Here is a 9,594-nt window from a genome sequence, read left to right as displayed (position 1 = left end):
GAAGAATTGCGTCTTCCAACGAAGTGTTTGCATAGTGAATATCTCCTATAAAGTTCGAACACCGGATGCACAAAGACAGCCCTGCCACACATGGGCTGAGCTATTGGTTACTTGCTTTGCTGTGTTACCAAGGTCGAACGATACCCTTCATAGAAGAAATCCCTTTGTACTCATAAGATTTCCAAAACCTATCAAAGGAGAAGCATGTTGTCAACAATTCAAGCTTGCCTGCACAGGAAGTCCAGTCATATCGGCATGAACCGAAAGCCAATACCGATTATTCCGGTTTGGTGATTAATATTTACCAAGAGGTTGGAGAACGGTATGGCCTGAAACTACCTTTCTCCGATACCACTTCAACAGAGCTTTTTGCCTTTTATACAAAACCAGTACAGACACCATTGTGTGGTGATATCATTTTCATGGGTGAGGAGCAGGATATCACCCATGTAGCCATCTTTCATCAATTTTTCGATGCAGAAATTGAATTTTTGGATGCGTACTCAGTTACCGGTAGCGTGGAAATCCGCATGTATCCTGCTTCCAGTCCCAAAATCAAAGGCTTCGGACGGATGCTGGTACAACCATAATTGGAATTCAGAACACAATTTCCTCTGTAAATTAAGCCAAGTTAGTAAAGATATCGTGCTTAATATCGCTTAAATAATAAACATTTTCTTGCACATTGAAAATAGCAGGCCTATAATGATGGTCTGAGAACGTTTTCTGTTACCGTTGATTTTTTACAACCAGAGTGAAAAGACCTTGCAATTCCATCAAACAGGAGAGCTAAGCGATAGTCCTCCAGTACTGATCAGAAGTGACAGGCAAGTTAGTACGCATCCCTTTGGTTTTATGTTGAATACCTTGATACACGTGGAGCATGCGATGAAAGATTCAGTTAAAACGAATATTCCGACATTGAGGAAGAAAAAATTCCTCTCGCTATCTGAACCCTACCTGTTTTTACTCCCGGCCCTGATCATCTTCGGTTTGTTCCTCTACTATCCATTTCTCCGTACCATATTCTTGAGCATGTTCCTCACCAACAAAACCGGCAAGGCAAAAATATTCGTTGCATTTACCAGCAATGACAATTATCTCACGCTGTTCAAAGACCCTTCTTTCTGGTCGAGTGTGGCGGTAACCTTCAAGTTTGTCATAGCCGTTGCATTGGGCGGCCTTCTCGTCGGCTTGACGTCCAGCCTGCTTACCGAGAAGAAGTATCGTGGCTCTGGCTTTTCTGCTGCTGTATATGCAATGCCAATCGCCATTGCATCGGCTGCAGCCTCAATGGCATTCAAGATGATACTGCACCCCACCAACGGACTATTGAACCAATTGATGGGCACACAAATCAACTTTACCGGCGATTCCCGCTATGCCCTTGCATCGGTTGTAGGCCTGACCATCTGGCTTACCAGCGGGATCAACTTCATATTCATCAGCGCAGGCCTCAGGAACGTACCCGGGGAGCTGTATGACAGTGCCTCTGTCGATGGTGCCGGGTATTGGAGAAAAGTGTTCTCTGTCACCCTCCCTTCCATCTCCCCAACGCTGTTCTTCCAGATAATCATCAATATTATCGGGGCTTTCCAATCTTTCAGCCAGATCAAGCTGCTGACCGAGGGAGGCCCTGGCGATGCGACCAACGTCATGGTGTGGTCGATTTACAAGGATGCATTCCGAAATTTCAGGTTTGGTGCGGCCGCCGCCAGATCGGTCATTCTTTTCTTGATTGTGATGGTCATCACCATCATCCAGTTCAGATTTGAAAAGAAAGGAGTGAACTACTGATGCGCATAGCCACCCGACAAAGACGACTACTACAAAATACAGGACGCTTTCTTCTGAACATCCCTTTGATGTTGGTGATTCTCGTACCCTTGCTCTACACCATATCCATATCGGTCATGCCACCCGATGAGATCTATGGCAATCACCTGATACCTACATCGGTCAAGTTCACCAACTATATCCAGGCGTTCACCAATCCGTACTACAACTTCCCCCGCATGATTCTCAACTCGTTCATCGTATCGACGACGGTGATGCTCGGACAGATGGTCACCTGTTCCTTGGCCGCCTTCGCTTTCTCCTTCCTCCAGTTCAAGGGGAAGAAGATTTTATTCATTGCCGTACTTGCAACCATGATGGTCCCCGGAGAAGTGACGATCATCGCCAACTACCTGACCATGGCACAGTGGGGGTGGCTGGACTCCTACCGGGCTTTGATATTCCCTTTCCTTACCAGCGCCATGGGGATTTTCCTGCTCAGGCAGTACTACCTGACATTCGCGAAAGAGCTCTATGAAGCCGCCAAGCTGGATGGTTGCTCAAACCTCCGATTCCTGACAAGCATCGTCGTCCCGCTCTCCCGCCCCGCCCTCGGAGCCTTGGGAGCCTATGTATTCTTGAATACGTGGAACCAATATATGTGGCCGCTGTTGGTGACCAATTCCCGGGAGTTCCGCACGGTGCAAATCGGCATCTCGATGCTTTACGACATCGATGCTGTTTCCCTGGGCCTGATGATGGCCGGTGTTGTCATTGTCATCGTACCGTCGCTGAGCATTTTCGTCTTCATGAACAAGCAGCTGATCAACGGCTTGATGGCTGGTGCTGTGAAGGGATGATTGAAGGTTTTCGTCCCTGAATATAGGTGTTTCTGGAATGGCTGATTCATTCCATGGTATTTCAATAAAAGGAGAAAAGGAAATGAAGAAAACGTTGTGTTTGATTCTCGTCGGTCTCTTGATTGCAGGTTCCCTCTTCGCAGGCGGAGCCTCGGAAGCAACCAAGGCAGCTCCTGCCAAACCAGCAGGACCGGTGGAAATCACATTCTGGCACGCAATGGGAGGAGTGAACGGTGAAGCACTCGCATCGATGGTCGATGAGTTCAACAAGCAGAATGAAGGGAAAATCAAAGTAAAGTATGAGTTCCAGGGCAACTATGACGATGAATTCGCCAAGATCCAGGCTTCCGGCGGAAACTATCCCTGCGACATCATCCAAGTGTACGATATCGGTACCCGGTACATGATCGACTCCGGCTGGATTCTTCCTGTACAAGAGTACATTGAAAAAGACAAGTACGATATCAGCCAGATCGAGCCGAATATCGCTGCTTACTACACCGTTGACAACACCCTGTATTCCATGCCGTTCAACAGCTCCACCCCGCTCTTGTATTACAACAAGACCGCCTTCGAAGAGGCTGGAATCACCAAGGTTCCCACCTGTTTCGAGGACATCTATGAGATCGCCGAGAAGCTGAAGATCGTCAATCCCGATGGAACGGTCAAGCGCTATGGCTACGGCATGGGCAACTACGGCTGGTTCTTTGAACAATGGATCGGCAAGATGGGTCTGCATTATGTGAACAACAACAATGGTCGTGGTAAAGACTACGCCACCGCAGTCGAATTCGACACCAACGGCGGCGGTCTGCAGATCATAAAAGTTTGGGACAAAATCCTCAAGGAAGGAATCTCCCCGTACCTCAACATGGGCAATGATGATGCCAAGGCAGCCTTCATTTCCGGTAATGTGTGCATGATTCCCGAATCCACTGCAGCACTCAAGTCCCTGCTTCTGAACGTCGGTGACAAGTTTGAGATCGGCGTTGCCTACTTTCCGTCCATCAACCGCAATGACGTCGGTGGTGTATCGGTCGGCGGCGGAAGCTTGTGGATGATGGATACCGGCAAGCAGGAGCGAGAGGATGCAACCTGGGAATTCCTGAAGTTCATGGTCTCTCCCGAGATGCAGGCGTTCTGGAATGCCAAGACCGGTTACTTCCCCGTAACCGTTGCTGCAGCCCAGACCGCAACCTTCAAGGAAAACATCGCAAAGTATCCTCAGTTCCAGGTAGCCATCGACCAGCTGCATAGCTCTGCTCCGCAGTATGCCGGTGCCCTGCTGAGCGTGTTCTCCGAAGCCCGCCAGATTGTACAGAACTACATTGCCCGACTTGCAAACAATGAATTGGATCCACAAGCCACACTCAACGGAATGGCCAAGGACATCAACAAGGCAATCGAAACCTATAACCTGGTCAACTACTAAACCCAGTAGAGTTTGGTGATCGAAACACGGAGGACTGTTGTAACAGCACAACAGTCCTCTTTATTTTCTGTCCGAAATCGTTTAGTTGTACGTTCCCGTAAGGGTGAATGTCCCGTTGGGAAGGATATATTCCAAGGACATTGTCTCATCATTGAACACAGCCCAAGTAAAGAGTCCTCCTACCTTGCCTCGTGCGTTGATCTTCTTGCCCAGGACTTCCTTGAGCGTCCAGTTCATCGAAATCTCAGCACCAAGCAATGAGCCATCAATCGTTCCGTTTGCCTGAAGCACTGCTACCACCTGCTTAGCCTCATCGACAACCTGGATTACACTATGGTTGGAACCTGAAATCGCACCGGAAACCGGATCGAGATTGTAGTTGGTCACATTGTTCATGATGACATTCTTGCCATTGAGCAAAGGCCAATCGGATTTGATGGTTCCACCATACGGCCCGTAGGCAAAGCTTTGCAAGGTCTCCTCAACGGTCTTGTAATGGTTGCTGTCGCCTTTGTGCTCGGTTGCCACACTGCCCAGTTGCTGATAGACATTCACTGTCGCAGTAAAACTTGCAGGAGCGCCGCTTTTTTCAACCTTGCGTGATGCATCTTCAGTACTTGCTGACATGCTGCGGGAGAGCGCACTACTATCCATGGACATATCACAGCTGATAAGCATGCCGAGCAATGCTACAACAAGTCCGAAACGAAGAAGATTTCTTTTCATGTTTGAGTCACACCTTTTATTGATACAATATGAGAGAATAGTCGCACGACATGCATCATCTTTGTCAATAAAAATCGTACAATCCAATACATTCCTCATATGTGACAGATTTCTGGCAATGTGTTAAGACATGATTTGACTTCAAGTTCTTACCTGCTTCTTACAAAAATTGAGCCGATACAACAGTTTTCAGATGACAAACAGGGTTCCCTACGGTATAAGTATGGACAAGGTGCATGCCGAGTTTTTGTCATTCTTGGTGGAAAACCGGCAATCGACCAAAGAAGGAGCGAAATGCAAACGAAGACGTGGAAGCGCAATCTCTTTTTGGTGCTCTTGCTTGCCGTAGGACTTTGCGTTTCCATACCAGTCCGCTTCCTGTACAACAGAAACAAGACGTTGCTGCTTACCCAAACACAGGAGAAAGCACTCAATATCGCCAGTACCGTGGCGGCCTTCCTCTCCTACGACATTGAACGCTATCGCCCGATCTCGGAAGCAGAATCGCTGACGACCGGCAGCAAGCTGGAACAGGACTACCAAAAGCTTAATGCAGTCCTGCGCGAGATCAAATCCAAAAGCGACGCCACCTTCATCTACACCAGCAAGTATCTGGATGACGAAACCAGCGTATTCGTCCTTGACGGGGAGGAAATTGGCACAGTGCTCTTCTCCCCCTTCGGCAGCCGGGATGCCATGGATGAGCATGAACTGCGCACGCTCAAAAATGGTGAAACAACGGTAACCGACTTGGGTGAGGACAGTGTCTGGGGCACCTATCTTTCTGCGTACGCCCCCATCATCGATCAGCGTGACCAGCACATTGTAGGTTTGGTTGGCGTCGACTACTCAAAGGACTTCCTCAAAGAGCAATATTCGAATTTTGCTTGGGTGCTGAATACCCCGTCCGCCCTGTTCACCTTGGCGCTCACCTTCGCTCTCTATATTCTCATTGTCACCATCCTTGACCGCAGCGGCATCGATGACCTGACCAAATTGGGAAACAAGCGGGCGTTCATAAAAACCTTGAGAATAGTCCAGTACGAAGCGAAGAAACGAAACCAGAATTTTGTACTCTGCCTTCTGGATGTCGATGAATTTAAAACCATCAATGACACCTATGGACATCCTGTCGGCGATATCGTACTGAAACACTTTGGACGGGCGCTGGTCAAAGCTGCAAACACTTCCAAGGTATGTTTCCGGTATGGTGGTGATGAGTTTGCCGTCATTCTCACTGCCACCACCTTGCTGCAGGCACAGGCGGTGAAGGAAACCATCCAGGAAGAGATAGCAAGCATCACGATACCCGAACTCAAAGGCAGAGTCTTGTCGGCAAGCATCGGCATGGCGGAGTGGTTCCCCGGTATCACGGTGGAAACACTGATCGACCTGTCAGACAAGGACTTGTATATACAGAAGGAGATACGTAAAAAGGAAGTGCACTGACACGCCTTCTTGTCACAGAGTTTAAAACACAAAATATCTCTAATTCGTCCACTTCCCCTTTTCTTTCGTGAATTGCATCAAGTGCGACCGCTCGGGCATCGTCTTCAGCCCTGCTTCTTTTTCCGCGAGCGTTTGACAGGGATGGGAATCAGGGGCTCTGAGAGAGCGATCACCTGCTCGAGCAGATCCCTGTCCTCTACGTCGACAATGTAATGCTCCTTGGCACCTTGATACGGGAAGCCTTTCTCCGCCTCTGCAAGTACGTCTTTCAGGATTTCCAGCTGCTTTGCATACACGGTGTTGTTGCATACCAAAAAGAGCGGCTTGCGATGGATATAGAGCATGTACGATCCGAACATTTTCCTATAGAGCGGTTGCCAGCTCTCATCAATCTGGCTTACAACAAATTCTATAAAATCCTCAGTGGTTGCCATAGTTATCACCCTACTGCCTGCTGTACCGGCTGTCCAGTCACAGCATGCCCTGTGATTGACAATTCCCTGTTTGTACCATACATGATACACACAAGGAGACATACGTGCGTGAAACGTCTTATCCTGATGATGACACTGATGCTGCTCCTCTCAACCTTGGGAGCGGAGATTGCACCTTCCGAGTACCGTCTTATGCAGATGCGCTCTCCAGAGCACATACAGATCAAGGTACTGTCGGTATCCAAGTCGTACAACCTATTTTCAGGCAATACCGAGGTGAAGGCCAAAGCCGAAGTCATTATGGTTGTGAGAAGCGAGAGCAATCTTTCTGTCGGCGACAGGATAACGATCAAGTATACACACGACAAGCTGAGGAAGAACTGGGCAGGCCCGAGGCCCATTCCCATGCTCAAGAAACATACAGAGACCGATGCCTTTCTAACCTTCGATACAGACCGGAATTGGTACGTGCCTTCCGCCAGGGGCACCTCATTCGATCCGTTGATCAGAGAGTAACAGCCTGTTTGAATCCACCAGCCTTTTATTTTCCAGGATGTATAACATCTTCATGTTCTGACAGGCCCCGATACGTACGAATTTGAAGGTGGTCGTCACTCACCACACCCCGCATGCTGTATAATGAGGTCGCGGAAGATCTTCATGCTGCCGACACGCAGAAAACTCACTCCTTTCTGGTATTTGGCCCGGGATGCACGATCCTGGTGTCTTCTGAATATGGACTGCCAAGGAACCGGCTGGTGTACACCACAGTCACCCAGATGACAGCCATGCTCTGCTCAAACCAAGCCCTGTCATGCTCCCTACCGGTCAAGCGCTCACCCATTCAGCATCGATTCTGGAGAGAGGATCCGTTTCAGGTCCTCTTCACTCAAGTACCCTTCCTCAAGCACTATCCTGTAGACGGATCCCTCGGTTTTCTGAGCCTTCTTGGCAATCTCGGAACAGAGCTCGTACCCCAATACAGGAACAAGAGCCGTTACCAGGCCAATACTGTTCTCCACCATCTCCCTGCAACGCTCCTTGTTTGCAGTAATGCCGATGATGCAGCGGTTTGTCAGGATATGCAATACATTGGTAAGGTTGTTGATCGAAGTGAAGAGCTTGAAAGCAATCAAGGGCTCCATTACATTGAGCTCCAGTTGCCCGGCCTCGGCGGCAAGCGTGATGGCAAGGTCGTTGCCGATGACATCGAAAGCAACCTGGTTGACCACTTCGGGAATGACGGGATTCACCTTGCCCGGCATGATGGACGAGCCCGGCTGCATGGGCGGCAGATTGATCTCGTTGATACCCGCCCTCGGGCCGGAGGAAAGGAGGCGAAGGTCGTTGCAAATCTTGGAAACCTTTGCAGCAATTCGCTTGAGCACACCGCTGAGCTCGATGAATCCACCCGAATCCTGGGTGGCCTTGATCAAGTTCCTCGAAGGGACCAGAGGCAGGCCGGTTAGCAGTGCCAGATGCCGGGTGACCACCTCGGCATACCCTTTGGGGGCATTCAAGCCGGTGCCGATGGCAGTTGCTCCCATGTTGATCTCATACAAGAGCGTCCTGGCGATCCGCATCCGTTCGATATCCTCTCCCACACTCTCGGCCCAAGCGATGAATTCCTGCCCCAACGTCATGGGGATGGCGTCCTGAAGCTGGGTTCTCCCCATCTTCAAAACATCGTGAAACTCCCTGCCCTTTTCCTCTAGGGATGCTTTGAAGTTCTCAAGTTCAACAAGCAGAGCATCAAGCATCCAAGCAGCCGCCAGACGGATGGAAGTGGGATAGACATCGTTGGTCGACTGGGAAAGATTGACATGGTTGTTTGGGTGGATGATCTTGTATTCCCCGCGCTTCTTGCCCAAGAGCTCCAATGCCCTGTTTGCAATGACCTCGTTCGCATTCATGTTGGTGGAGGTTCCCGCTCCTCCTTGGATGGCATCGACGGGGAATTGGTCATGCAGTTTGCCGGCAATGATCTCATCGCACGCTTCGATGATGGCTCCCCCTACCGCTGGATCGAGAATACGATACTCAAGGTTCGCCAAGGCAGTAGCCTTCTTGATGTAAGCCAAAGCCTGAATGAAGAAGGGAAACCGGGATATCGGAATATTCGACACCACGAAGTTCTCCATGGCCCGAACAGTCTGCACCCCATAATAGGCGTCTGAAGGAACCTGCTTATCACCCAATAAGTCGTGCTCAATCCTCCATGCATCCATACCGATACATCTCCTCTGCACCAGAGCCCGTGCATGAACAAGCCGCATCGCCAAAGACGATGCGCAAGCCAGTCATTCCATTCCTGTCCTCTTATTCATCCCGTTTCCCTGATTACTGTTATAGTGCTTGCATCATCGCATGCAACGGCAGTGAATTCAACCTAAATCATCCTCCTGCCTGTACTCAAACAAATCTCCGGGCTGACAGCCAAGGGCCTCACAGATTGCTTCCATGGTACTCAGCCTGATGGCACTCACCTTCCCTGTCTTCAGATTGGAAAGGTTTGCTATCGTGATACCCACCTTCTCGGATAATTCGGTTAGTGACATCTTGCGGTCCGCCAGCACACGGTCAAGTCGTATAATGATTGCCATACGCTTGCCTAGACCGTTTGCTCGTATTCACGCTGCAAGGCGAATGCGTAGCTGAACACCCGAGCGAGCACGAGCAGAATGAGTGCATAGACAGCCTCATTGGGAAGCAGCTGGAAGCGGAAGCCAAGCAAGCCTGAAAGTTCTCCCAAGTCCCGGGTAAAGACAAAGACCAGCAACAACTGCTTTGCATAGGCTAGAATCAGCAGGATATATCCCATGTTGGTTATCTTGTCGGGAAGCGTTCGGGTGAAGCCTTTGGACTGGGCAAGTGTGTGAAGAATCGAGCGCAGCAGGTATAAAAACAACAAGCCAAG

General features: G+C 49.6%; 11 protein-coding genes. 6 read left to right on the top strand and 5 right to left on the bottom strand.

The window, feature by feature from the left end; genetic code table 11:
- The first annotated feature begins 224 nt into the window (after positions 1 to 224).
- The 4 genes from B3F49_RS02230 (at position 225) to B3F49_RS02215 (ending at position 4,068) form a co-directional block, all read left to right on the top strand.
- Positions 225 to 590 (top strand): NlpC/P60 family protein, encoded by a 366-nt coding sequence (locus B3F49_RS02230; protein ID WP_293908780.1) that lies wholly within the window; start codon positions 225 to 227, stop codon positions 588 to 590.
- Between the two features lie 298 nt (positions 591 to 888).
- A complete protein-coding gene (locus B3F49_RS02225) occupies positions 889 to 1,797 on the top strand; it encodes a carbohydrate ABC transporter permease (protein ID WP_293891030.1) in 909 nt (302 codons plus the stop codon).
- Positions 1,797 to 2,636, top strand: coding sequence for a carbohydrate ABC transporter permease (locus tag B3F49_RS02220; protein ID WP_293891033.1), 840 nt, complete (start codon positions 1,797 to 1,799; stop codon positions 2,634 to 2,636). Before B3F49_RS02225 ends, B3F49_RS02220 begins: the two co-directional genes overlap by 1 nt.
- Before the next feature lie 82 nt (positions 2,637 to 2,718).
- Positions 2,719 to 4,068, top strand: coding sequence for an ABC transporter substrate-binding protein (locus B3F49_RS02215; RefSeq protein WP_293891036.1), 1,350 nt, complete (start codon positions 2,719 to 2,721; stop codon positions 4,066 to 4,068).
- Between the two features lie 81 nt (positions 4,069 to 4,149).
- Here B3F49_RS02215 and B3F49_RS02210 read toward each other — a convergent pair whose 3' ends face one another.
- Positions 4,150 to 4,794 (bottom strand): hypothetical protein, encoded by a 645-nt coding sequence (locus B3F49_RS02210; RefSeq protein ID WP_293908778.1) that lies wholly within the window; start codon positions 4,792 to 4,794, stop codon positions 4,150 to 4,152.
- A gap of 294 nt (positions 4,795 to 5,088) precedes the next feature.
- Here B3F49_RS02210 and B3F49_RS02205 point away from each other — a divergent pair, with 294 nt between their 5' ends.
- Positions 5,089 to 6,243, top strand: coding sequence for a GGDEF domain-containing protein (locus B3F49_RS02205; RefSeq protein WP_293908777.1), 1,155 nt, complete (start codon positions 5,089 to 5,091; stop codon positions 6,241 to 6,243).
- 104 nt (positions 6,244 to 6,347) lie between these two features.
- On the opposite strand, the gene B3F49_RS02200 is transcribed toward B3F49_RS02205, so the two are convergent.
- Positions 6,348 to 6,677, bottom strand: coding sequence for a transcriptional regulator (locus B3F49_RS02200; protein ID WP_293891045.1), 330 nt, complete (start codon positions 6,675 to 6,677; stop codon positions 6,348 to 6,350).
- 108 nt (positions 6,678 to 6,785) lie between these two features.
- On the opposite strand from B3F49_RS02200, the gene B3F49_RS02195 reads away from it, so the two are divergent.
- Positions 6,786 to 7,193, top strand: a complete 408-nt coding sequence (locus tag B3F49_RS02195) for a hypothetical protein (RefSeq protein ID WP_293908776.1) — start codon at positions 6,786 to 6,788, stop codon at positions 7,191 to 7,193.
- Positions 7,194 to 7,513: 320 nt separating this feature from the next.
- Here B3F49_RS02195 and aspA read toward each other — a convergent pair whose 3' ends face one another.
- The 3 genes from aspA to B3F49_RS02180 form a co-directional block, all read right to left on the bottom strand.
- Positions 7,514 to 8,905 carry an aspartate ammonia-lyase gene (aspA, locus tag B3F49_RS02190; RefSeq protein WP_293891051.1) on the bottom strand — a complete coding sequence of 464 codons (1,392 nt, stop codon included), beginning with the start codon at positions 8,903 to 8,905 and terminating at the stop codon, positions 7,514 to 7,516.
- 156 nt (positions 8,906 to 9,061) lie between these two features.
- Positions 9,062 to 9,280, bottom strand: a complete 219-nt coding sequence (locus B3F49_RS02185; RefSeq protein ID WP_293908775.1) for a helix-turn-helix domain-containing protein — start codon at positions 9,278 to 9,280, stop codon at positions 9,062 to 9,064.
- Between the two features lie 8 nt (positions 9,281 to 9,288).
- Positions 9,289 to 9,594, bottom strand: a 306-nt coding sequence (locus tag B3F49_RS02180; RefSeq protein WP_293908774.1) for a hypothetical protein, incomplete at its 5' end; no start/stop codon positions are given.

Source organism: Sphaerochaeta sp. UBA5836, assembly GCF_002432845.1.
Taxonomy (GTDB): Bacteria; Spirochaetota; Spirochaetia; order Sphaerochaetales; family Sphaerochaetaceae; genus Sphaerochaeta.
Note: the sequence above shows the minus strand (reverse complement) of the source record. Positions and strands in the feature narration are given on the sequence as shown.